The sequence below is a fragment of the Ruminococcus sp. AM26-12LB genome (assembly GCF_003480785.1).
GTDB classification, from domain to species: Bacteria; Bacillota; Clostridia; order Lachnospirales; family Lachnospiraceae; genus Blautia_A; species Blautia_A fusiformis.
This window is the reverse complement of sequence record NZ_QUJX01000003.1, coordinates 18077-41384: the sequence shown is the minus strand read 5'-3', so window position 1 is coordinate 41384 and position 23308 is coordinate 18077. Positions and strand designations below refer to the sequence as shown.

18 protein-coding genes are annotated in these 23308 nt (G+C 45.0%); 3 read left to right on the top strand and 15 right to left on the bottom strand.

What is annotated here, in order from left to right; translation table 11 throughout:
* Positions 1 to 33: 33 nt before the first annotated feature.
* From groES to DW694_RS02435, 5 genes are all read right to left on the bottom strand, one after another.
* A complete protein-coding gene (gene groES / locus DW694_RS02455) occupies positions 34 to 318 on the bottom strand; it encodes a co-chaperone GroES (RefSeq protein ID WP_021651813.1) in 285 nt (94 codons plus the stop codon).
* A 297-nt stretch (positions 319 to 615) separates the two neighbouring features.
* A complete protein-coding gene (gene codY, locus DW694_RS02450) occupies positions 616 to 1401 on the bottom strand; it encodes a GTP-sensing pleiotropic transcriptional regulator CodY (protein ID WP_015524350.1) in 786 nt (261 codons plus the stop codon).
* Positions 1402 to 1546: 145 nt separating this feature from the next.
* A complete protein-coding gene (topA, locus tag DW694_RS02445) occupies positions 1547 to 3619 on the bottom strand; it encodes a type I DNA topoisomerase (protein WP_118752497.1) in 2073 nt (690 codons plus the stop codon).
* Between the two features lie 75 nt (positions 3620 to 3694).
* A complete protein-coding gene (dprA, locus tag DW694_RS02440) occupies positions 3695 to 4582 on the bottom strand; it encodes a DNA-processing protein DprA (RefSeq protein ID WP_110103465.1) in 888 nt (295 codons plus the stop codon).
* 25 nt (positions 4583 to 4607) lie between these two features.
* Entirely contained in the window at positions 4608 to 6143 is a 1536-nt protein-coding gene (locus DW694_RS02435) for a YifB family Mg chelatase-like AAA ATPase (RefSeq protein ID WP_227945533.1), read from the bottom strand.
* A gap of 220 nt (positions 6144 to 6363) precedes the next feature.
* Here DW694_RS02435 and DW694_RS02430 point away from each other — a divergent pair, with 220 nt between their 5' ends.
* Positions 6364 to 6579 carry a helix-turn-helix transcriptional regulator gene (locus DW694_RS02430; protein WP_015524345.1) on the top strand — a complete coding sequence of 72 codons (216 nt, stop codon included), beginning with the start codon at positions 6364 to 6366 and terminating at the stop codon, positions 6577 to 6579.
* 105 nt (positions 6580 to 6684) lie between these two features.
* On the opposite strand, the gene DW694_RS02425 is transcribed toward DW694_RS02430, so the two are convergent.
* From DW694_RS02425 to DW694_RS02400, 6 genes are all read right to left on the bottom strand, one after another.
* Positions 6685 to 7443: a hypothetical protein gene (locus DW694_RS02425; RefSeq protein WP_049947001.1), complete on the bottom strand. Its 759-nt coding sequence runs from the start codon at positions 7441 to 7443 to the stop codon at positions 6685 to 6687.
* Positions 7444 to 7503: 60 nt separating this feature from the next.
* Positions 7504 to 9462, bottom strand: coding sequence for a fructose-bisphosphatase class III (locus tag DW694_RS02420; protein ID WP_021651819.1), 1959 nt, complete (start codon positions 9460 to 9462; stop codon positions 7504 to 7506).
* A gap of 98 nt (positions 9463 to 9560) precedes the next feature.
* Entirely contained in the window at positions 9561 to 14054 is a 4494-nt protein-coding gene (locus tag DW694_RS02415) for a PolC-type DNA polymerase III (protein WP_118752496.1), read from the bottom strand.
* Positions 14054 to 15118, bottom strand: a complete 1065-nt coding sequence (gene ispG, locus DW694_RS02410) for a flavodoxin-dependent (E)-4-hydroxy-3-methylbut-2-enyl-diphosphate synthase (RefSeq protein ID WP_021651821.1) — start codon at positions 15116 to 15118, stop codon at positions 14054 to 14056. The genes DW694_RS02415 and ispG overlap by 1 nt, the downstream gene beginning before the upstream one ends.
* Before the next feature lie 84 nt (positions 15119 to 15202).
* Positions 15203 to 16351, bottom strand: a complete 1149-nt coding sequence (locus DW694_RS02405) for a toxic anion resistance protein (protein WP_059085427.1) — start codon at positions 16349 to 16351, stop codon at positions 15203 to 15205.
* Positions 16352 to 16422: 71 nt separating this feature from the next.
* On the bottom strand, positions 16423 to 17658 hold the full coding sequence (locus DW694_RS02400) for a 5-bromo-4-chloroindolyl phosphate hydrolysis family protein (protein ID WP_092071403.1): 1236 nt from the start codon (positions 17656 to 17658) through the stop codon (positions 16423 to 16425).
* 149 nt (positions 17659 to 17807) lie between these two features.
* Here DW694_RS02400 and DW694_RS02395 point away from each other — a divergent pair, with 149 nt between their 5' ends.
* Complete coding sequence (locus DW694_RS02395; RefSeq protein ID WP_059085425.1) at positions 17808 to 18833, top strand: branched-chain amino acid aminotransferase; 1026 nt, start codon at positions 17808 to 17810, stop codon at positions 18831 to 18833.
* A gap of 149 nt (positions 18834 to 18982) precedes the next feature.
* Here the strand turns inward: DW694_RS02395 and DW694_RS02390 are convergent, their stop codons facing one another.
* Both DW694_RS02390 and thyA read right to left on the bottom strand, forming a co-directional pair.
* The gene (locus DW694_RS02390; protein WP_015524334.1) at positions 18983 to 19477 is read right to left on the bottom strand and encodes a dihydrofolate reductase; all 495 of its coding nucleotides are present in this window, start codon (positions 19475 to 19477) and stop codon (positions 18983 to 18985) included.
* A 23-nt stretch (positions 19478 to 19500) separates the two neighbouring features.
* On the bottom strand, positions 19501 to 20349 hold the full coding sequence (gene thyA, locus DW694_RS02385) for a thymidylate synthase (RefSeq protein WP_015524333.1): 849 nt from the start codon (positions 20347 to 20349) through the stop codon (positions 19501 to 19503).
* 224 nt (positions 20350 to 20573) lie between these two features.
* Between thyA and DW694_RS02380 the strand changes: the two genes are divergently transcribed.
* Positions 20574 to 21104 carry a VanZ family protein gene (locus tag DW694_RS02380; RefSeq protein WP_022426633.1) on the top strand — a complete coding sequence of 177 codons (531 nt, stop codon included), beginning with the start codon at positions 20574 to 20576 and terminating at the stop codon, positions 21102 to 21104.
* 129 nt (positions 21105 to 21233) lie between these two features.
* Here the strand turns inward: DW694_RS02380 and DW694_RS02375 are convergent, their stop codons facing one another.
* Together DW694_RS02375 and malQ are read right to left on the bottom strand one after the other, a co-directional pair.
* On the bottom strand, positions 21234 to 21662 hold the full coding sequence (locus DW694_RS02375; RefSeq protein ID WP_092071388.1) for a hypothetical protein: 429 nt from the start codon (positions 21660 to 21662) through the stop codon (positions 21234 to 21236).
* A gap of 37 nt (positions 21663 to 21699) precedes the next feature.
* Positions 21700 to 23244 (bottom strand): 4-alpha-glucanotransferase, encoded by a 1545-nt coding sequence (gene malQ / locus DW694_RS02370; protein ID WP_092071385.1) that lies wholly within the window; start codon positions 23242 to 23244, stop codon positions 21700 to 21702.
* Positions 23245 to 23308 lie beyond the last annotated feature (64 nt).

Genomic DNA, 23308 nt, shown 5'->3' with positions numbered 1-23308 from the left:
CTATTTATATTGATATACGATAAGATGTTTATATTATTTAATAACTGCCAGGATATCTTCCTGTTTTACAATGATGTAATCCGTACCATCCATCTTAACTTCTGTTCCTGCATATTTGGAGTAAATAACAGTGTTTCCGACTTCTACTTCCATCTTTACTTCTTTGCCATTTACAACTCCGCCAGGACCAACTGCGATAACTTCTGCCTGCTGTGGTTTCTCCTGTGCCTGTCCCGGAAGTACGATTCCGGATGCTGTTGTCTCTTCTGCTTCAACCTGTTTTAATACTACTCTGTCGCCTAAAGGTACTAACTTCATGATCTATGTTCCTCCTTTATAAGTTCCATCTTCGTCTGCTAGCACTCACTTTATACGAGTGCTAATCACTATGGCTATATTAGTGAATTTCACATATTTTCGCAACCCTTTTAAGATATGGTTTTTCTATATTATTCTGATTTTATCTCTTTTATACTCTTGTTTTCTCTTGTTTTCTCAATTTCATTATTTATTTTGATTTTATGAAACAGACAAAAAAGAGACTCCCACGCTAGCGGGAAGTCTCTTTTGTCACGTTCTTTATCTTATATCAAGCATCTGACAGTGCTGATCACATTATGCCTTCTTGCTTCTCTGTGCTTTTATCTCCTCAAGCTCATCAAAGATCACTTCATTAAGAACTTTAATGTAAGTTCCCTTCATACCGGATGAACGGGATTCGATCACACCTGCACTCTCGAATTTACGCAGTGCATTTACGATCACGGATCTGGTGATACCTACACGGTCAGCGATCTTGCTGGCAACCAGGATACCCTCATCCCCATCCAGCTCATCAAAAATATGGATGATCGCCTCAAGTTCTGAGAAGGACAGTGTACTGAATGCCGATTTAACGATCTGCTGTTTTCTGTCTTCTTCTGCGTTCTCGTCATGAACCGCACGCATCATTTCCAAGCCTACAACTGTTGTACCATACTCGCTGACAATAATATCCTCAATATCATAGGGATGATCATTGCGGTACATGAATAACGTTCCCAGTCTCTCACCTGCAATATCGATCGGATTCACGATTCCCTGATAATTTCCGGGTACATGCTCAAAGCCAAGTGTCTGGAGATTGACATTCTCCTTTGTGGAAAGAACACCAAGAAATCTCTCATTCAATAATGGGTCGATATGTCCGCCGATTTTGTCATCGATCAGCTCTGTGATCTCATCCACACCCGGGCAGATACTGACTCCCAGAACCTTACCTTTCTTACTGAGTACCAGGATATTGGAACTTAAGGTTTCCATGAGCACCTGGCAAATGTCGTTAAACACTACCTTGCTTGAGCTGCTGTTATGCAGAAGCTTATTGATTTTTCTAGTTTTATCTAGCAACTGAACGCTCATTTTTCCTCCTTTCACTTTCGTACTTTGAAAGAAATCGTTTTTCTAGTCTAATATTACACGTTATTCTGGAAATTTACAAGACTTTTTTATATTTTTTTATTTTTAACGGGATTTTCTGAAAATTGGTGGAAAAGCATTTATTCAATCAATCTTCATCTTTTGGTTTTTGTTCCACATATCCGCAGGTTTCCTGGCTGCAAACCAGCTTATTTCCCTTTTCGAGCATATAATTACCACATTTCGGACATTTCTTTGCAGAAGGTTTCTGCCAGGACATAAAATCACATTCCGGATTATTCTCACATCCGTAATATTTTCTGCCTTTTTTCGTTTTTTTCATGACAATTTCGCCGCCGCACTTCGGACATGCAACACCGATCTTCTCATAATATGGTTTTGTATTACGACAGTCCGGAAATCCGGGGCATGCAAGAAATCTTCCATGAGGACCGTACTTGATCACCATGTTGCGGCCACAGTTGTCACAGATCACATCCGTAACCTCATCCTGTATATCAACTTTCTCAAGCTCTTTCTCAGCCTCATCCACATCATGCTTCAGATCCGGATAGAAGTTACGTACAACCGTTTTCCACTGTACGGTACCTGCTTCCACGCAGTCCAAAAGTCCCTCCATAGTTGCTGTAAAGTTTACATCCACAATACTTGGAAAAGCCTGTTTCATAATATTATTAACAACCTCTCCAAGCTCTGTGACGTAAAGATTTTTCTGTTCCTTGGATACATAGCGTCTGCTGATGATCGTTGTGATGGTCGGCGCATACGTACTTGGACGTCCGATTCCAAGCTCTTCCATAGTCTTTACAAGTGAAGCCTCTGTGTAATGTGCCGGCGGCTGTGTAAAATGCTGCTCCGGCTTCAGTTCTTTCAGCTTCAGCTCCATACCCTTTTCCAGACTTTGACTTAAAACATTGCCCTTTTTGTCATCGCCCTCTTCTGTGTACACAGACATAAAGCCATCAAAGGCAACCTTGGATGCTGCAACCGTGAACACATACTCACCTGCTCCGATCTTGACAGACGTGGTCTCATAACGTGCCGGTGCCATTCTGCTCGCCGCAAAACGTCTCCAGATCAGCTGATATAAACGGAACTGATCCCTGGTCAGGGATTCCTTCACCTGAACTGGTGTCCTCGCAATATCTGTAGGACGGATCGCCTCATGAGCATCCTGTATCTTCTGTCCGTTTTTGATCGCCTTCTCTGTCTGAGAAACATAATCCAAACCATACTGCTCAGAAATATAAGTTCTTGCTGCTGCATCTGCTTCCTCTGAAATTCGAGTAGAATCTGTACGCAGATAGGAGATCAGACCTACCGTACCACTGCCTTTTACATCCACACCTTCATATAACTGCTGTGCCAGGCGCATAGTCTTCTGCGTAGAAAAATTCAGTGTCTTGGCAGCTTCCTGCTGCAGAGTACTTGTGGTAAACGGAAGGGGAGCGTTTTTGATCCTCTCACCCTTTTTTACTTCTGTGATCTCATATTTACAGTCTTCCAGACTTTTCAGGATCTCATCCATTTCCTGCCGGTTTCTGATCGGAAGTTTTTTATCTGTTCCATAGAACTTGGCTGTCAACGGTTTCTTCTCACCCTTTACCTGAAATTCACCCTCCAGGCTCCAGTATTCTTCAGGAATGAATGCATTGATCTCATCTTCTCTGTCACAGATGATACGCAGTGCCACAGACTGTACACGGCCTGCACTTAAGCCTCTTTTTACCTTGGCCCAGAGCAGCGGACTGATGGTATAACCTACCATACGATCCAGCATACGCCTGGCCTGCTGTGCATCTACCAGATTCATGTCCAGTTCCCTGGCCTGCTTGATGGACGCCTTAACTGCTGTTTTTGTTACTTCATTAAATGTGATCCTGTGCATCTTTGCAGTATCTGTCTTCAAAGCCTGCATCAGATGCCAGGAAATTGCTTCTCCCTCACGGTCAGGGTCAGTTGCAAGATAGATCTTATCTGCTTTTTTTGCTTCTTTACGAAGTTTTGCAAGAAGCTCACCCTTTCCCCGTATTGTAATATACTTCGGTTCAAAATCATTGTCCACGTCAATACCAAACTGGCTCTTGGGAAAATCCCTCACATGACCGTTGGACGCTTCTACTGTATAATTTGCCCCCAGAAATTTCTTTACTGTCTTCATTTTAGCAGGTGACTCTACTATCACCAGATTTTTGGCCATTTTACCTCTCCTAATCTCATTCTGCCTTCCTGTCCGGCTTAAAAACTCCTGCTAAATCTCCGGGCAAAAAAGCATTTATTCAAGTCTGATATAATACTGTCTCCCGGTTTCCTTCACAAGCCCCATCAAAATAAGCTGTCCCAGGATCCCGGCTGTTTTTCCCGGTGAAAAACCGGTTTTTCTGATAATATGATCCAGATTTTTTGGTCGTAAATCGAGACAACTATACACCAAATCCAAATCCGTTGCAAGACCTAACTTGCTTTTTTCAGACAAATTTGTCTTTTTTTTCACAGATAATCCCCACTCATCCAGAAGTATTTCCGGAGAGTATGCAATTCCTGCTCCGTCGTAGATCAGCTTGTGACAGCCTCTGCTCAGCGCATCATTTACCGCTCCTGGAATGGCGTATACCATCTTCCCCTGTTCCAGTGCACAGGCAGCTGTGATCAGTGATCCGCTCTTTTCTTTTGCTTCCACCACAAGCACCAGATCTGCCAGTCCGCTGATGATCCGGTTCCTTGCCGGAAAATAATATGCCCTGCCTTTGGTACCTGGTTCATATTCGCTGATGATCCCTCCGTTTTTTTCGGGGATCCTCCGGTAAATACCTCTGCTGGATGAAGGATAACAGATGTCCACACCATTTCCCAGCACGGCAAAGGTCGGGGTACCACCTTCCAGAGCACCCTTGTGGCCCTCAGCATCAATGCCGGCCGCCATACCGCTGATCACCTGTACACCATGTTCGCTTAAGAATTTTCCGTAATTAAAGGCCTGTATCCGTCCGTAAGGACTGCACAGCCTTGCTCCCACGATCGCCGCTGTAGGTTTGGCATCATCCGGAAAGCTTCCAATGTAATATAATTGTTTTGGCATACCGGGAAGTTCCTTAAGTCTTGCCGGATAAACACTACTGTCCTTCCGGGCACACCGGATCCTTGTTTGCTGTATTTCTTCCATATAAAATACCTTCCTTTTTTCTGTTTTATGACCAGTATTTCTTGTCATATGCCCGGTAAGCCAACGCCTCGCAGATATGTTCTTCCTTTATCTTTTCGGAAGATTCCATATCCGCGATGGTCCTGGCCGTTTTCAGGATCTTATGATATGCTCTGGTACTGAATTGAAACTGCTCATATGCCTGCTCCAGAAGTTTGTCTGCCCCTCCCGTCATTACACAGTATTTCTCCAGTTTTCTTCCGTCAAGCTCCCCATTGAAGCAAAATTTTTCCTTTTTGTAACGTTCTCTCTGGATCTCCTGTACTGCTTCCACCCTCTTTCTTATTTGAGCAGAGGATTCCCCTGCAATTTTCTTTTTCATTTTTGAAAAACTCACTGCCGGAACTTCCGTGCAGATATCAATACGCTCCAGGAGAGGCTGGCTGATCTTTCCAAGATAATGCGTGATCTCCCCTGATGTACAGCGACATCTGTTCATATCCGGGTAAAATCCGCAGGGACAGGGATTCATCGCTGCCGCCAGCATAAAACTGGCCGGAAAAATATAAGTTCCGGCAGCTCTGGACAGATGGATCTCCTTATCTTCCAGCGGCTGACGCAGGATCTCCAGGCTTTTTCTGGAAAATTCCGGCATCTCATCCAGAAAAAGCACACCTCTGTGTGCAAGAGTGATCTCCCCCGGTCCCGGTATCCTGCCGCCACCTGCCAGAGCCTGAGGGGAACTGGTATGATGCGGACTTCGAAAAGGCCTCTGCCGGATCAGCGGATCTTTTTCCGTGAGAAGTCCTGCCACACTGTATACCTTGGTGATTTCCAGGCTTTCCTCAAATGTCATCTCCGGCATAATAGTAGGCAGACGTCTTGCCAGCATGGTCTTTCCGGATCCTGGCGGTCCGATAAAAAGAATATTATGAAAACCGCTCACTGCGATCTCGGCCGCGCGCCGGGCTCCTTCCTGCCCGCAGATGTCCGCAAAATCAACATTTGGTTTTTCCGGTTTATTTTCTGTTTTTTCTTTTTCCTGATACTCATTTGTATAAGTGTTTGGGTCTCTCAGACATCGGATCATGTCATTCAGACTTTTTACTCCAAACACCGGCATATCCTTCACCAGATTCCCCTCCCGGATATTTTCCTCCGGAATAACGCAAAAGCGTAAGCCCATCTCTCTTGCGCGGATCACCCGTGGCAAAACTCCGGCAACCCCATGGATCTCTCCATTCAGACTGATCTCTCCTACGATCATAACTCCTTCCAGAAGATCCGGTTCCAGAATTCCGGCAGCCGCAAGTACTGCAGCCGCCACAGGCAGGTCAAAACCGGCTCCTTCCTTTTTCATATCGGCAGGTGCAAAATTTACAGTTACTTTTTTTGGTGGCAGACAAAGTCGGTTGTTCTTAAATGCAGTCCGGACTCTTTCCTGGGCCTCTCTCACCTGGGCAGAGGGAAATCCTACCATAGCAAAAGAAGGCAGACCATCACTGACATCTGCCTCAACCTGGATCTCACGTACTTCCATTCCGTAGATCGCTGCTGATAAAACACTCGCAAACAAATACATTCCTTTCTGCGAAAAAAACGGATCCCGATCTTCCATCTTTTCGTCTTTTCAGGTCAGGCGGATATTCGAAATCCGCATTGGTTAAAAACAAGGGAATTTTCAGATAGACATTTTCTGAATTTTAGAAGATAATAAATTTAGTATAGTCCATTTTGCTCTCTTTTGCAAGGGTGCATTTCGTTCTGTTTTATACTTTCAATAGAAAGAAGAGGTGAGCACAATGAAATTTCAGCGTATTCAGGATTTACGTACAGACGCGGATCTGTCCCAGAGAGAATTAAGTGAGATTCTTCATATCAGTCAGCGTTCTTATTCCCATTATGAAACGGGATCCCGTAATATTCCTATCGAAATGCTTATCCGGCTGGCAAATTATTACGACACCAGCATCGATTATCTCGTCGGCCGCACAGACCGCAAAAAAATGATCAAATAAAGAGATCCCCGGAAATGTGGAACAGTTTCGGGAATTCCTGTATCGGGATTCCCTGATTGCCAAAATCCGGGGATTCTTTATTTTACCGTGTTTTATTTTTTTTGATCATTCTGTATAATAGGTTTCTTCTTCTCCGTAGGGAATCTCATATTCTTCTGTATTTTCATCAGAAGAATCTTCACTGCTTTCGCTGTAGGATTCCTGTTCATAGGAACTTTCGTTGCTTTCATTATAGGAAGCATCTTCTTCGGAATTTTCGGATACTTCCAGGGATGGCTCCTGCCGGGTCATAATAGACTCTGTTTTCGGATAGGTCAGAGATCCATCTCCCCGTTCATATGTTTTTACCTTCACATAAAGCTCACCACTTTTATCGAAAACAAACTCTCCTTTTGCCTTATTCCCTTCGGAATCCTTAAAACGGAACTGTGTGGCATTTCCTGCTACCTCTGCAGTCACATCTGCTTCTGCGGTCATGGAAGGATCTTTTCCATTCACTCTCTTATAGGTAAAGGAAACAGATTTCAGACTGATATCATAAATATCGATCGTTGTCAGCCCGTCTTCGCTGTACCAGATTCCCTGATAATTTTCCGGTTCAAATGCCGGAAGGATTGTCGGGACCGGTGTCAATGACGGTGTCGGCGTCGCTGTCGGAACCGGTGTTGCTGTTGCTGCCGGAGTTGCTGTCACCTCCGGAATACTGTCCAATGCAGCCAATGCGGCCTCTCTTCGTTGTTCTTTTTCCACTTTATCCCTGTGGGAAACATACAGCATCCCTCCCAGTCCTGCCAGAATAAACAGAATGATCAACAGGATCAGAACTGCTCTCAGCCGTTTTTTTCTTCTTTTGTTTTTTCTCATCTGCATTACCTCTGTTTACTATAGCATACAGGAAACCCTTCTTGTATTTCTCAATTCTGCTTATTTTTTCTCTTTGATGATACCTTTTCTGTAAACTTCCAGAAGCTGGATCAGCTCACTGATCCTTTCCTTCAGAGCAGTTCCGGTATCGGTATCACCGACCAGAGTACGTTTGTTATTGTAGTGAACTGCCACCCTGTTGGAAACAATATCCTGCTCCTTGGCTACCGCTTCTTCCGCAGAAGTAAAAGGCTCATGAGCAGACAGGATCAGCCCGTAGGAATTATAAACCAGTGTATAACCGGCAATCCCCGTAACCTTCTGATATGGTCTGGAAAAACCGCCGTCGATCACAAGAACTTTGCCATTGCATTTTACAGGACTCTCTCCCTCACTCTGGTGAACCGGCACATGCCCGTTGATGATGTGACCTTTTTCCGGATCCAGTTCGAATTCACGGAGCAGATCATCTACAACATCCTCATTTTCCAGAAGATGATAGTAGGCATTTTTAGTTTCTTTATGTGTTTCCTTATCTTTAATAAAATAACGCTCAAAGGTGGTCATCTTGTCTTTTCCGAACAGCGGTGAATTCGGAGCTGCCCAGATATACCACATAATATCTCTGCCTTTACGCTTTTCATCCTCATTTACAGAGAAAAACGCCCGGCGCACATAAGTCTCAAGAACATCGTACAATTCTTTTCCTTTGTAGGTTTTTCCATAAATCTGGACTTCTTTCAGACTTCCATCCTCATTAAGCGGAATACTTCCATGGAACAGAAGATTTCCATTATAAGTTTTATAAAGGCCTCCCTTGTCCAGAAGAAGCCGGACATGATTCTGCAGTTTCTCGCAGTTTCGGAACGCGGAATCCAAGCGTTCCATTACATCCTTTTCCTCTGTAGTAAGTTCATATGGCTTTTTCCAGTCAATAGTAGGAAAATATGTATCGGTCAGCGGATATTCTTTTCCGTCCGGAAGTGTGATCATTCCCTTTTTCGGATCGATCCTATGAAGCAAACAACGATTTTCCATATGGAATTCTTTGTGCCGGCGGATCAGCTGCCCCTCCAGCTTAAACTGGATAATGGCAATAGCCTTGTGCATTTTCCGTCCAAGCTCTTCTTCCAGAATACTATAGTTATTGGCATCTCCCTTCATCTCAAAAGCAGTACATGGATCATCCTTATAAGCCTCCATTGCAAAGGTTGCCAGGGGCATGAGATTGATCCCATATCCATCCTCAAGAATATCCATATTTCGGTAACGGATGCTGTTCCGGATCACCGTTGCAATGCAGGCTTTCTGTCCTGTAGCAGCTCCCATCCAGACCACATCATGATTTCCCCACTGGATATCCAGCGAATGATATTTCATCAAACGATCCATGATGAAATGCGGGCCCGGACCTCTGTCATAAATATCTCCCAGCACATGAAGATGATCCACAACAAGACGCTGGATCAGTTCTGCCAGGGCAATGATAAAATTCTCTGCCCGGCCGATCTCAATGATCGTATTGACGATGGCATCGTAATATGCTTCTTTGTCCAGAACTTCCGCTTTCTCTGTGATCAGCTCCTCGATCACATATGCATAGTCTGCAGGAAGTGCCTTACGGACCTTGGAACGGGTATATTTGGATGCCGTTGTCTTGCATACTTCGATCAGACGATAAAGTGTGATCTTGTACCAGTTCTCCATGTCTTCTTCCTGTTTTTTTACAACCTCCATCTTTTCCTTCGGATAATAGATCAGTGTGGCAAGAGAACGTTTGTCGCTGTTGCTTAAGGTATGTCCGAATACATCATCGATCTTTTTTCGTACAGCCCCTGATCCATTCCGAAGAACATGGGAAAACGCATCGTATTCTCCATGAATGTCCGACATGAAATGCTCGGTACCTTTCGGAAGGTTTAATATAGACTGCAGATTGATGATCTCTGTTGAAGCCTTTGCTATAGTAGGATATAGCTCCGCAAGTCGCTGCAGGTATCTTAATTCTTCTTTTTTCATAGTATCTGGTATCCTCCTGGGAGTTCTCACTGCCAGATCAGCCTTCAGGATAAACGGCAGTATTTTTTATTTATTGTAAGCCCTTCCGGTATCATATATCAACCCGTAAAATCAAACAGTGACATCTGATTGGACTGCGGGATATCTCCAAAAAGATCCATATCATCCATCAGATCGATAACGGTCTTGCTGACCTTGGTACGATCACGGAAATCATCCTTGGAAAGGAATCTGCCTTTTGCGGCAGCATCCACAACTGCCTCTGCTGCCTTATCTCCAAGACCCTCTATGGTATCCAGAGCAGGCATCAGTTTATCTCCGATGATCTGGAACCGGTGTGCCTTTGCCTTATAAAGATCGATCGGCACAAAATCAAAACCTCTGGCGTACATTTCCTGTACGATCCTCATATCCTTCAGTGTATCCTGTTCCTTCTTGGATGCCTCATCACCTTTTTTCCGGATCTCCGCCATATAATATTCCAGACGTTCTTTTCCCATGCACATCAGTTCATAGGAAAAGGAAGTGGCACGGATACTGAAAAATGCTGCATAATAAGCCAGTGGATGAAACACTTTATACCAGGCGATACGATACGCCATCATAACATAGGCTGCCGCATGGGCTTTCGGGAACATGTACTTGATCAGCTTACAGGACCAGATATACCAGTCCGGAACATCATGCTCTTTCATAGTCTGGATCCATTCCTCACGAAGACCCTTTCCCTTACGGACACTCTCCATGATGGTAAACGCCAGACCACTTTCCACTCCTTTTCCGATGAGATAGATCATAATATCATCTCGCGTACAGATTGCTGTGGAAATGGTAGCTGTACCATTCTGGATCAATACCTGGGCATTTCCAAGCCATACATCCGTGCCGTGGGAAAGTCCAGCAATACGTACCAGGTCGGAAAAATATTTCGGCTTGGTATCGATCAACATCTGCATGGCAAAGTCTGTACCAAACTCCGGGATCCCGAGGCATCCCAGCCTGCAGCCGCCGATATCCTCCGGACTGATCCCCAGAGCCTGCGTTCCCGCAAACAGGGACATGACATCTCTCTGGTCCAGCGGAACTGTTCTTGCACTGATGCCGGTCAGATCCTCCAGCATACGGATCATGGTCGGATCATCGTGTCCAAGTATATCAAGCTTCAGAAGATTTCCGTCAATGGAATGGTAATCAAAATGTGTGGTGATGATATCACTGTTCACATCATTGGCCGGGTGCTGCACAGGTGTAAATTTCTCAATCTCCTCACCCATAGGCAGTACGATGATACCTCCCGGATGCTGGCCAGTGGTACGGCGGACACCGGTACAGCCCTTCACGATACGGTTGATCTCACAGTAACGCTTGTGCTGCCCCCGTTCCTCATAATAGTTCTTCACATAACCAAATGCGGTTTTTTCCGCAAGGGTACCAATGGTTCCCGCCTTAAAGGTCTGCCCTTTTCCGAAGATAACCTCCGTATACCGGTGGGCATTGGCCTGATATTCACCGGAAAAGTTCAGGTCGATATCCGGCTCCTTATCACCTTTAAAACCAAGGAATGTCTCAAAAGGAATATCAAAGCCTTCCTTGTTCATCCTGGCACCGCATTTCGGACAGATCTTATCCGGCATATCACATCCTGCCATACCCGCGTATTTTTTCACCTCAGGGGAATCAAAATCACTGTATTTACAGTCCGGATTCGGACAGAGATAATGAGGCGGCAGAGGGTTTACCTCCGTGATACCGGACATGGTCGCTGCCAGAGAAGAACCTACAGAACCACGGGATCCAACCAGATAGCCGTCCTCATTGGACTTCCACACAAGCTTCTGTGCAATGATATACATTACCGCATAACCATTGGAGATAATAGAATTCAGCTCCCTGTCCAGGCGGTCCTCCACGATCTTCGGCAACGGATCTCCGTACATTTCGTGGGCCTTCGTGAAACAGATATTCTTAAGATCCTGCTCGGAGTTCTCAATGACCGGTGGAAATTTATCCGGATGAATCGGTGATATCTTCTCGATCATATCCGCGATCTTATTGGTATTGGTGATCACCACCTCTTCCGCCTTTTCACTTCCCAGATAGGAAAATTCCTCCAGCATTTCCTCCGTTGTACGAAGATAAAGCGGGGCCTGGTTATCTGCATCAGAAAATCCGTTTCCTGCCATGATGATCCGTCGGTAAACCTCGTCCTGAGGATCCATAAAATGCACATCACAGGTGGCAACCACCGGTTTTTTGAACTGTTCTCCAAGTTTTACGATCTTCCGGTTTATCTCTTTTAAGTCTTCCTCTGAATTGATCATATCATGTTTTTCATCCGCAAGCATAAACGCATTGTTCCCAAGAGGCTGGATTTCCAGATAGTCATAAAAATTTACCAGTCTGGCGATCTCCTGATCCGGTGCATTGCGAAGAAGTGCCTGATAAAGCTCTCCTGCCTCGCAGGCACTTCCCACCAGAAGGCCTTCCCTGTATTTTTCCAGCACACTTTTGGGAACCCTTGGTCTTCTGTGATAGTACTTTAAATGGGACTGGCTTACCAGCTTGTACAGATTGATCCTTCCGGTCTCATTTCTTGCAAAAACAATAGCATGGTATGTGGGCAGCTTTCGGATGGTATCCGGTGAAACCGCACCCTGCCTGTTCATCTCATCCACATCAAAAATATCTCTTTCTTCCAGCATCTTTACAAACCGCACAAAAATCTCTGCGGTACATGCCGCATCATCCACAGCTCTGTGGTGATGATCAAGAGAAACACCTACTGCCTTGGCTACCGTGTCCAGTTTAAAACGGTTCAGGGCAGGAAGAAGGAATCTAGCCATACCAACGGTATCCACATAAGTAAAATCATCCGAAATCCCCTGCCGTTTACAGTTTTCAATAATAAAGCTCATATCAAAGTCCGCATTATGGGCCACCATTACGCAGCCCTCACAGAATTCCAGGAATTTCGGCAGTACTTCCTCTATCACAGGTGCATCCAGGACCATGGAATCATTGATGCTTGTCAGCTGCTCAATACGGAACGGAATGGGCACTTCCGGGTTTATAAAGGTGGAAAAACGATCTGTGATCTGTCCTTTTTCCACTTTTACCGCGCCAATCTCAATGATCCTGCAGGTTAGTGCTGAGAATCCCGTAGTCTCAATATCAAAAACAACAAAATCTCCATCCAGCCGCTGCCCTTTGGAATTGGTGACCATACCCTTCAGATCGTCTACCAGATACGCTTCCATTCCATAGAGCACCTTAAAATCAGACTCCTTTGGAACACAACCGCCCCAGGCATCAAAGCAGTGATTTGCCTCCGGGAAGGACTGCACCACGCCATGATCCGTGATAGCGATAGCCTTATGTCCCCACTCATAGGCACGTTTTACCAATGCCTTTGCATCGCTGACACCATCCATATCGCTCATCTTGGTGTGACAGTGAAGCTCCACACGCTTCTGAGGACTGGTATCCATTCTTGTGCTGGTAAAATTGGCGATTTTCTTGATACCTGTAATATTTCCAATAGTAAGCTCACTGTCAAAACGGTCAATGGTGGTAACTCCCTTCAGCTTCAGGAATGCGCCTTTTTTTACACTTTCCGTCACTTCCGGAACCTGCTCGTTACGCAGAAACATCTTCACAACAATACTGTCCGTAAAATCGGTCACAGGGAAGATCAGGATCGTTTTCTCATTTCGGATCTCACGAGCTTCCACATCCATAACCTGACATCGGATGATAACCTCACCCATCTCACCGGTAATGCTCTCCAGCGGAATCGTTTCTCCATCAAAATCTCTGCCGTAAACCACATCCGGATTGCTGTCCCTGCGGAATCCGAAGCTGCCGCGGAAATCCCCCTTCTGAACCTTCTGCTGTTTTTTGTCAACGGATTTCTTCTCGTTTGTCTTTTCGCCGCTCTTATCTCCAGAGGTTTTCTTTGTCTCTTCCCTGGCTGTATCCTCCTGCTTCGGTTCGCTTTCCTGATCCCCGCTGAGTTTGGCATGCTTCAGGACATTTTCCACTTCCTGTTTGATCTGAAGTGCAGCATTTTTCCGGTATTTACTCTCTTTCACTTCCACAAAATCCAGTTCCACTTTCAGATCCATACCGCAGCGTTCACAGAAAACCTTATGAAAATATTCAACAAGTATTTCGCTTTTCTGTCTGGAAATAACCGTATCCGGAAGCTCCATACGCAAGGTATCTTTTCCTGTAAAAATGATTTTTGATCTACGGAACAGATTGTACTCCAGCATGTTATAGTTGCGCAGCTCCATCTCCATACTGGAACGGTAGCTTTCCAGAAAGTTCTCCGGTGTATACTGCTCGGAAAGATGAAATTTTTCCACAACTGTTACAGTCATGGGAATCCCCGGAAAGCACTGCCGTTCGATCTCATCCTCCAGCGCAAAAATATTCTTCTTGTGTATCCAGCGGCTGCTTTCGATATAAACCCTCAGATGAGTTCTTCCGGGGTTCATGGAAACCTTTGTCACAAATACCATGTCCAGAAGTTCTTCCAGCTCTTTCTTCACTTTAAGATGCGGAAATACATCAAAAAAATCTTTCTCCATTATGACTCCTGCTCATTCCAGGTAAGAAGTTCCTGACGAAGTGTATCCAGAAGATCCGTTTCCGGTACTTTTTTTACAACCTCTCCATGCCGGATCAGAAGACCAACACCATCGCCTCCTGCAATTCCGAGATCTGCTTCCTTTGCCTCTCCCGGTCCGTTTACCACACAGCCCATAACCGCAACCTTGATATCAAGAGGAATATCCTGTACCATGGTCTCTACCTGGTTTGCAAGGCCGATCAGATCGATTTTTGTTCTTCCGCAGGTCGGACAGGAAACAACCTCCACGCCTCCTTTGCGAAGTCCCAGCGTTTTCAGGATCCTTTTGGCTGATTTCACTTCTTCCAGCGGCGCGCCTGTCAGAGAAACACGGATGGTATCTCCGATTCCCTGATACAGGATGATCCCAAGTCCGATAGCTGATTTGATATTTCCCGAATACAGAGTTCCTGCTTCTGTAATTCCCACATGAAGAGGATACTGTGTTTTTTCTGCAATCAGTTCATGGGCTCTGGCGCACATGAGAACATCAGAAGATTTGATGCTGATCACAAGATTGTCATATCCCATCTCTTCAATGATGTGCACCTTATCAAGAGCACTCTCCACAAGTCCTTCGGCTGTAACACCGTGATATTTTTCTACCAGTTCTTTTTCAAGGGAACCGCTGTTTACTCCTACACGAATAGGGATATTCCGTTCCTTTGCTGTATCCACAACTGCCTGGATCCTCTCTTTGGAACCGATATTTCCCGGATTGATACGGATCTTGTCCGCACCGTTCTCCATGGCTGCAATGGCAAGGCGATAATCAAAATGGATGTCCGCAACCAGCGGAATATGGATCTGTTTTTTGATCTGGGATAAAGCCTTCGCAGCTTCCATAGTAGGAACTGCGCAGCGGATAATATCACAGCCTGCTTTTTCCAGTGAAAGGATCTGCGCAACCGTTGCTTCTACATCTTCAGTTTTCGTATTGGTCATGGACTGGATAAGGATCGGATTTCCTCCTCCGATAACACGATTTCCAATTTTTATTACTTTTGTATGATCTCTGTACATAAAAATCTCCTTTATGAATCCTGAAAGGCAGGTGTCTTCAAACGCCCTGCCTTTCCTTTCCGAACTATCTTTTTACTCTTACTCCTAACGTCGGATCTCCAGCAGCTTTGTTTTCAGTTCGTTTTCCATACGTCTCATATCTGCCTCTGCTGCCTGACGTTTTTCACGGCCTTCCTGCTGGATCTTCATCACATCATCCAGTGTCTGGATCAGTTCCTGATTGGTTTTTTTCAGAGTTTCAATATCTACAATACCACGCTGGGATTCCTTTGCAGTTTCCACAGATGCCAGGTGAAGCGTTTCCGCATTTTTCTTCAGAAGTTCATTGGTAAAATCCGTAACCTGCCGTTGTGCCTGTGCGGCTTCTGTGGAGTGCGCGATCCCTAGAGCCAGCACCATCTGGCTTTTCCAGAGAGGAATGGTATTTACAATGGTTGTCTGGATCTTCTCGATCATCGTCGTATCATTGTTCTGGATCATGCGGATCTGCGGTGCAGTCTGCATAGAAATGGTTCTGGTAAGCTCCAGATCATGAAGCTTTTTCTCAAAGCGGTCACATTTGCTTTCCAGATCATTGGCAGCCTGTGCATCTTCCGGAAGTCCGCTTGCCGCTGCCTTCTGATGCAATTCGTTGAGCTTGCCTTCTCTGACTTCCCTAAGCTTCTTTTTACCTGCAAGAATGTACATGGAAAGTTCTTTAAAGTATGCAAGGTTCTGCTCATACATTTTATCCAGCACGGCAGAATCTTTCATCAGACGCATCTGGTGCTGCTCCAGAGCTTCCGTGATCTTCGTCACATTTCCCTCGGCCTTTGTGTAACGGTTTTTCAGAGTTTCCACCTTCGCTGTCTGTTTTTTGAAAAAGCCGAAAAATCCCTTTTCCTCTGTGGCATCAAAATCCTTCAATTCTCCTACCACATTTGCAAGAAGCTCTCCTGCCTCCCCAAGATCCTGTGTCTTCACATTTACCAGCGCTGCATCAGAAAAATCTGCCATCTTCTTCTGAGTGCCGGCTCCGTACTGCAGGATCTGGTTTGTATTTTCAATATCGATCTTTGCTGCAAAATCTTCTACGATTTTCTGTTCCTGTGGAGATAACACCGGTTCCTCTACTGCAGGCTCCTGGGGTTTCTCCGGTTCTTTTTTTGCAATTTCTTCTTTTTCTTCCGTGAGATCCGGTTCCAAAGTCAGCACCGGTGCTTCTACCTCAAAGTCTTTAAATTCTTCTCCCATAAGCATTCTCCTTGATCAGCTGTACCTTCCGGCAGATGTCTGTATTCCAGCTTCTGATCTGCTCGTTGTACTTATTTCATTTCCGCATTCTGTTTCATTTTTTCGAAATCATCCTCTGTCAGTCCCTCCTGTGCCAGAACTGTATGCAGCACAGAAATATCGGTGGATACATCCCATGCGGTATCCCGGAATATGGAATCCAGAAGTTTCTCAAAAGCAATATTCAGTGTATCAATGGTTTCTTCAATTTCTTTCTTGGAAGCCGTGATATTCTCGCCCTGTACAGGCTGTCCATCCATATCCTCATAAGCATCCAGAAGCTTCACAGTCATGGGCAGATAGTAATCCATCATTTTCTTAAGATCCGGAATCACCTCCGGATGCTCTCCTGCACGCTCAAAAATTTTCTGAACGATCATTTCCATCCTGGAAATCTTTGCGGAAATTTCTTCCCCGGGAATGGCGTCATTGCTCTCACGGATCTTTACAAGAAATTCATTTCCTTTTCTCAGGACTTCCTGGGCTTCCGGACTCATATTCTCCTCCAGCTGAACCTTAGGATCTGCTTCCTGTTTACGAAGCTCCAGCTGCTTCTGTGTTTCCAGATACTGCTGATAGGTTTCATTACTGGTGATTAGACAGGTTCCCTGCTCATCCACATGGCCTTCCAGAAACCAGCCCTTCTGGATCATTCTGCTGATATCTTTTTTTACAAATTTCTCGTTCTTTCCTGCTGCCTGGGCAAGCTTCTGAAAATTACAGTAGGTGTGGTCTCCCAGCGCACGGATATATTTCTGGAAACGTCCCAGTCTTCCGAGACGGCTTGTTCCTGCTCCCAAAAGAGCACCGCCACCTGCTGCGCCTGCACACATCACTCCAAGCACACCTGCTGCAAGCGCACCGCTGTGTCCAATGCCCATCCAGATCAGAAGCACCATGGCTCCAAGCCCCATGCCACTTAAAAGTATCCCACCGGAAACTGCCATCATCATGCCTTTGAGATTCTCACCGGTAGTCTTTCCGTAGAGCAGTTCCGACTGTTTCCTTGCAGCCTGCTGCTTTGCTTTTCTGCTTCTTCCGTAATAAGGGCTCTGGTATGTATAGCTTTTCTTACGGAATTCCGGATCAGCACCCGGATCAAACACGGAATTCAGCGCATTTTTCAGCGCTTCGCTTCCGGAATCAATGGCCTTATTTACTGTCTGGTTGATCGTATGGCTTAATTCGTGATAGCTGTTTGAATTCACTGCATTATCTACAATATCCTGCATCTTTTTTCCAAGGTCTTCAAATTCGTGATTGTCCATTTTTCCCTCCAGTCCATAGATAATTTTTATTATATCGAAATCATATTAAAATTACAAGCAAATGAAAAAAAGGAACAAAAAACTATTGAAGTCATCACGTAAAAGTTTTACAATGGTAAAAAGTAAAAATTGTAAACGGAGGAATCGTTATGGAAAAAAAGAACATCGACTGGTCCAGCATCGGATTCGCTTACATGCCAACCGACTACAGATATGTGTCTAATTTTAAAGATGGAAAATGGGATGAGGGTACTTTAAGCACAGACCCTAATATCGTACTCAACGAGTGTGCTGGTGTGCTTCAGTATTCTCAGAGTGTATTCGAGGGTCTGAAGGCATACACAACAGAAGACGGACATATCGTTACTTTCCGTCCTGACCTGAACGCAGAGCGTATGGCTGCATCTGCAGCAAGACTTGAAATGCCAGTATTCCCGAAGGAAAGATTTATCGACGCTGTTGAGCAGGTTGTTAAGGCAAATGCTGCATGGGTTCCGCCATATGGTTCCGGCGCAACACTTTATCTTCGCCCGTACATGTTTGGTTCCAACGCCGTGATCGGTGTTAAACCGGCTGACGAATATCAGTTCCGTATCCTTACAACACCGGTTGGTCCGTACTTTAAAGGCGGCGCCAAACCGATCACGATCCGTGTCAGCGACTATGACCGTGCCGCACCTTGCGGAACCGGTAACATCAAGGCTGGCCTGAACTACGCAATGAGCCTTCATGCTATCGTAGATGCTCACAAACAGGGCTTTGATGAGAACATGTACCTTGATCCCAAGACTCGTACAAAAGTTGAGGAGACAGGCGGAGCAAACTTCATCTTCGTTACTAAAGACGGCAAGGTTGTAACACCGAAGTCTGACAGCATCCTTCCTTCCATCACACGTCGTTCTCTGATCTACGTTGCAAAGGAATACCTTGGACTGGAAGCTGAAGAGCGTGAGGTCTACTTCGATGAGGTTAAAGATTTTGCAGAGTGTGGTCTTTGCGGTACTGCTGCAGTTATCTCTCCTGTCGGAAAGATCAATGATCACGGCAAGGAAATCTGCTTCCCAAGCGGAATGGAGAAGATGGGTCCGGTCATCCAGAAGCTGTACGACACACTGACCGGTATCCAGATGGGACGCATCGAAGCACCGAAGGGATGGATCCACGTAATCGAGTAATTACCGGATTTTGATATTATACATAACATTCATTAAGTAAAAAAAACAGACCGCCGTATTTTTTTCGGTGGTCTGTTTTTTTATTATTTCTTCATTGTTTTTCTGTACAAAGCGGGCATTCTCATTCTGCTTTATGATCTGTGCTCACATTACCTATCTTTTCTCTCGTATTTTACAAACGCATATTCCAGATCAAAGTATGTCTGTTCTTCACTCTCCGCTGTGATCTCCCAGTCCGGGTCCTCATCCAGGTTTGGAAAATACGCATCCGCTTCATATGCAAAATCGATTTTTGTCACATGAGCTGTATCACAGTACGGGAGCATCTGTTTGTAAATACTGTCTCCGCCGATACAGTACACATCCTCTGCCGGATATTTCTCCACTTCCTTCAGTGCTTCCTCGATGCTGTGAACGATCACCGCACCTTTTACCTGATAATCCCTGTTGCCGGTGATCACAATGTTGGTTCTGTTTTTCAGAGGAAGTCCGTTTGGAAAAGACTCCAGTGTTTTTCTTCCCATAACAACCACTTTTCCTGTAGTTTCCTCACGGAACATCTTCATATCTGCCGGAATACTTACCAGAAGTTCATTATTTCTTCCGATTCCCCAGTTTTTATCTGCTGCAACAATAATATTCATTCTTTCTTCCTTTCTTTATGCAATTATACTGCAATGGGAATATTTTTGATCTGTGGCCATGTCTCATAATTCTCCACGATCAGATCATCGGTGGTGAATTTATAAAAATCCTTTATCTCCGGATTCAGTTTTACTGTCGGTGCAGGATACGGTTTTCTGGAGATCAGTTCTTTAATTACCGGAATATGACGATCATAAATATGGCAGTCTGCGATCACATGAACAAGCTCTCCGGCTTCCATATCGCAGGCCTGTGCGATCATCATGAGAAGAAGAGAATACTGACACACATTCCAGTTGTTTGCAGCCAGGATATCCTGCGATCTCTGGTTCAGCACTGCATTAAGGACCAGCTTGTCTTTTCCGGGTTCCTTGGTTACATTGAAAGTCATGGAATAGGCACATGGGTAAAGATTCATCTCGTGGAGATCCTGATGTACATAAATATTGGTCATGATCCTTCTGCTGTACGGATTGTTCTTAAGATCAAAAAGAACTCTGTCTACCTGATCCATCATTCCCTCTTTATACTGATGCTTCACACCTAACTGATAGCCGTAGGCTTTTCCGATGGAACCATTCTCATCTGCCCAGCTGTCCCAGATGTGGCTGTGAAGATCATGGATATTATTGGATTTCTGCTGCCAGATCCATAGAATCTCATCCATTGCACTCTTTAACGCTGTTTTTCTTAAAGTCAGTGCCGGAAACTCCTTCCGGAGATCATAACGGTTCACAACACCAAATCTCTTGATGGTATAAGCCGGAGTTCCATCCTCCCACACAGGACGTACCTTCTCACCTTCTGTGCTGGTTCCGTTTTCTATGACATCTTTGCACATGTCAATGAATATATTATCTGCAAGACTCATTTGTTGATTTCCTCCTGTAATTTTCTTCTATTCGATCCCGGGCTGCTTTTTTCTTAAAAATGCCCCTGAAATTTATTTTATATTCTAACACATTTCAGTCCTTACTGTCCACTTCCCCTTTAACCTCCTATCCCATTTAACCTTCTCTCCCTGTTTTTCCTTTTCCCTGTTCTTTTTCTGTATTTTTCTGGACTTTTCCATGCGGGAGTGCTATATTAAGAGCCATGAAAATACTGATTACATTATTAAAACCTTTTTCTTTTGCACCTGCGATCCTGATGATGTGCGTGATCTACTCTTTTTCCGCACAGACCGGAGATGTTTCCGGTGCCCTGAGCTATAAGATCAGCTACCAGATCGTAGAAACCAAAAACGAAATATTAGCTTCCGGCAAAAGCCTGGAACAGCTTTCCCAGGAAGCTGCAGGTATCGAATTTTATGTCCGTAAGGCTGCTCACATGACAGAATACTGCCTGTTGGCCATATCTATTTCCTTCCCCCTCTATGTATACGGAGTTCGGGGAATCTGGCTGATGCTCCTTGCCGGATTTGTATGTGTGGGATTTGCCGGACTGGATGAATACCATCAGTCTTTTGTAGAGGCCCGCGGACCTTCCGTAAGGGATGTAGGGATCGACAGTTGCGGAGCAATGATCGGAATTTTGCTGGTACAGGCATTCTGCTGGTCTACCTTACATACCCCCAACAGAAAAAAATCTCGAAAAAAACGCAGAAACGCGCAAAGACGCAGATAACTGTTTTGCGATCTGCCTGATCTAAAAAACGGAACATACATAAGGATTTTTGGGCCTTATGATGTTCCGTTTTTGCTATTACTAATCGTCATATCTCAGCAGGCATTTTACTCTCACCTGCATCCAGTTTTATTTTTCGTCTTTCTCCTCCGGTGCGTCATCCAGATTTTCCGCAAGATGCGCCCGCTCCGCAATTGACATTTTTTTCTTTGCCACGGTTTCCGGATTTTGAGAAGCTTCCTCTGCCGCTTTTTTCGCAGCAGCTTCTTCCAGCTCATGTTTCTGTGCGCCAGCCTTTGCAAGATTACGGATCGCCATGATCAAAAGCACTGCTCCGATCACAACAAAAATACCTCCCGCTGCCAGAAATACCACACCGGAGTCTTCTGCTCCGCTTATGACACTGGCGCAGAGACGATATCCTGTATACACAAGATAGCCTCCTGCAAAGATCCACAGAAGACTGCTTCTTGTGGAAGAATTTCCCTGTCCGGAATTCTTTTCCTCAGCAGTTTCCTGCTGCAGCTCTTCCTTATTTTCTCTTTTCTGTTCTTCCATGATGTATTTCTGTCCTTTCTGATATCCTTATATTTCTCTATTTGTCAGATATCTTTTCCCTGTCAGCTTCTGTTTTTTCCTTCTCTTCCGTTTCTTCTTTTACAAGTCTTCCATAAAGCTTTGTCATTTTATAAATCTTCTGAATAATTGTTTCATTGAGCTGGCCTTTTTTCATACGCCACTTCCAGTTGTCACCAAGAGTTGACGGTTCATTGATCCTTGCCTCATTTCCAAGGCAGAGATAATCCTGTACCGGGATCACACAGCGATCTGCAACACTGGACATCGCCGCACGTATCATGCTCCACACTGCCGCAGTCTCATGCTTGCCCTCACAGCCAATATAGGCCCTGGCAAAATTTCGGTCATGCTGGCTCAGATTGCGGAACCATCCTCTTGTTGTCTCATTGTCATGAGTACCTGTGTAAACAATGCAATTCCTTTCATATCTGTGCGTCAGATACGGACTGTCCTCATTCTCGTCAAAAGCAAACTGCAATACCTTCATTCCCGGGAATCCGGATTCTTCCACCATCTCGATCACACTGTCTGTAAGGAGACCAAGATCCTCTGCGATCACATCCAGCTTTCCAAGATTCTTTTCAAGCGCACGGAACAGATCCATTCCCGGTCCCTTTTCCCAGTGACCGAACTCCGCAGTTTTATCTCCGTACGGAATGGAATAATACTCATCAAAGCCTCTGAAATGGTCGATCCTTACCACATCATAAAGCTTCATACAATTTGCCATTCGGCGTGTCCACCATGCATAGCCTGTTTTCTTGTGATATTCCCAGTCATAAAGCGGATTTCCCCAGAGCTGCCCTGTGGCGGAAAAAGCATCCGGCGGACATCCGGCAACGCCGATCGGAATATTTTCCTTATCAAACTGGAACAATTCCGGCTGTGCCCAGGCATCCGCACTGTCAAACGCAACGTAGATCGGGATGTCTCCGATCATCTCCACTCCCTTAGCATTTGCATAAGCTTTCAGTGCTGTCCACTGTTTAAAAAAGCAGAACTGCTGGAAACAGTAAAATCCCACTTCTTTTGCAAGCTTCTCTCTTTCTTCAGCCAATGCAGCTTTTTCTCTGTTTTTAAGTTCCGTAGGCCATTCGATCCAGCTGATCCCATTCAGGCTGTCCTTGATTGCCATATACAGGCTGTAATCTTCCAGCCAGGCAGCATTTTCTTTTACAAACTTCCGGTACTCCTGATCTGTCTCACAGTCATAATTTTCAAAGGCTTTTCTCAAAAGCCGAAATCTGGAATTATAAATCTTCTCATAATCCACATAGCTCTCGTTTGTACCCCAGTCACAGTCCTCGCAATCACTTTTATCCAGATATCCCTCTTTTACAAAAGCCTCCAGATCAATAAAATACGGATTTCCCGCAAAGGTAGAAAAAGACTGGTATGGTGAATCTCCATATCCGGTAGGTCCGAGAGGAAGAATCTGCCAGTATTTCTGTCCTGCTCTTGCCAGCTGGTCTACAAACTCATATGCTTCCTCAGAAAAGCATCCGATCCCATATTTCGATGGCAGACTGGACACTGGAAGTAAAATCCCACTTGCTCTCATAATTTACGAATCCTCCTGTTTTCTCAGTAGTTGCGCCCTCTCACAGATGTCTGCAGGAGCACTC